The following is a 1,542-nucleotide window of genomic DNA, read 5'->3' on the forward strand; positions in this document are numbered from 1 at the left end:
AGCTCGGGCGTCCCGAGAAGCTGCTGAACCGCGTCTAATAGATTCTGGCAGCGCAGGAACGCGAAAAACTCCGGCAAGCGCGCGTTCATCACATCCATACCGCGCTCCATAGTCGTATCTTGGGCGTGGAGCCGGGCAAAGCGGCGCTCGAACGGCTCGTTGCTTGCTTGGTCGGGGATCGCTAGCTCCTGTGCCTTCGCCTCGATCCAGCGCGTGTAGCCCTCGACCACTGGGGCGAGATCGGAGTCGTCGAGAATCCCCTCAGCCACTAAAACACCATCGGCTTTAAACTGCGCAACCTGCGCGTCGGTCAGTCTTCCCATAGTCGTGTGTAGTTCCTCCACCAAAAAAAACAGAGGCCGGAGTCCGACCTCTGCTCGCCATCACTCGATAACTTTAGAGCCCGGTTGCGATATTGAAGAACGTGCCCAGCGGCCCATCTGCCTGCGGCCAGGCAAGACCCGTCGGCCAACGCAATTTCAAATCCGTCCCCACATAATACTTCGCATGCCCATCACAGAACGCGACATTCAGCCCTAGATTATGCCGTGGTTCGGGGCGGAAGCGCTGGTCGACGGCTGCCGGAGTATTGACGGGAAAGATGCGATCCACCTCTCCCCAAATCTCCCCAAATGCCAGAGCGCTTGCAGGCGTGGCGACAGCAGCAAGTGGAACCCCCGTGCCTGTGGCCAGCCACCAGTTGAAGCCAAAGCCTCGGCGGAAGCCACGCGTGTCACGGGAGGGGGCTTTACTAGGGCACTGGTAGAACGGCAGCTTCGCACAGAATAGATCGGGGCGCGTGGACGCCAGCGCAGCGTTGATCGAGGCGGCTAGATTGGTATCGCCGGTCTTGATGTAGGGGATCAAGTCAACCGTCCAGTCGCGAGAAACGCCAGGGTTCGTAAATCCCATGGACATCGTCTCGTCGTAGTCCTGGGCATACATCATCATGGCGACGCCAATTTGTTTGACATTGGACATGCAAGAAATCGCGCGAGCTTTCTCACGCGCTTGAGCAAAAACGGGAAAGAGAATCGCGGCAAGGATCGCGATAATGGCTATAACAACTAGAAGTTCAATTAAAGTAAAAGCAGAGCGTCGCTTCATAAATATCGTCTCCTCAAAGAGCAGAATAGCCCGGTGGTTTGACACCATCGGATACCGTACACTATAGAGCATCTTGCCCTTACAGACAATACACTAAAACAGTAAACTTTTGCACTATATGAGCAATCTGACATTTCTCGCAAGCAATAATCACCCAAAATACACCCTGGTTTTAGACAAGCACCTGCATGGCTATTACACGATCCAATTCGTCTGCCAGGGGGATATCGAAGTGGCCTACGATGATCACGTATTTCCCTTAACTGACAATCCACAGGGCTGGTTTTTCCCCGCCTACCCGGGCCCGCGACTACGTTTTCAGGCCATTAAGCCCGACAGCACTTGGTGGCACCGACATCTGGCATTCCAGGGAGAGCGCGTCGGCCAGTGGCGGGCAAGTGGTCTCTGGCCCACGGAGCCGCAACTCGCTCCTGA

Annotated in this window: 2 protein-coding genes and 1 pseudogene; 1 reads left to right on the forward strand and 2 read right to left on the reverse strand. The window is 55.7% G+C overall.

From position 1 onward, the window contains the following. Both ACH2EH_RS13235 and ACH2EH_RS13240 read right to left on the reverse strand, forming a co-directional pair. Positions 1-323: pseudogene (locus ACH2EH_RS13235) on the reverse strand (mitomycin antibiotic biosynthesis protein); the annotation flags it as partial. Positions 324-396: 73 nt separating this feature from the next. Then, positions 397-1,107 carry a DUF1559 domain-containing protein gene (locus ACH2EH_RS13240; RefSeq protein ID WP_395142398.1) on the reverse strand — a complete coding sequence of 237 codons (711 nt, stop codon included), beginning with the start codon at positions 1,105-1,107 and terminating at the stop codon, positions 397-399. Between the two features lie 118 nt (positions 1,108-1,225). On the opposite strand from ACH2EH_RS13240, the gene ACH2EH_RS13245 reads away from it, so the two are divergent. Then, positions 1,226-1,542 (forward strand): hypothetical protein (locus tag ACH2EH_RS13245; protein ID WP_395142400.1); only part of this gene is annotated, 317 nt, incomplete at its 3' end.

The organism is Armatimonas sp., assembly GCF_043760365.1.
Taxonomy (GTDB): domain Bacteria; phylum Armatimonadota; class Armatimonadia; order Armatimonadales; family Armatimonadaceae; genus Armatimonas.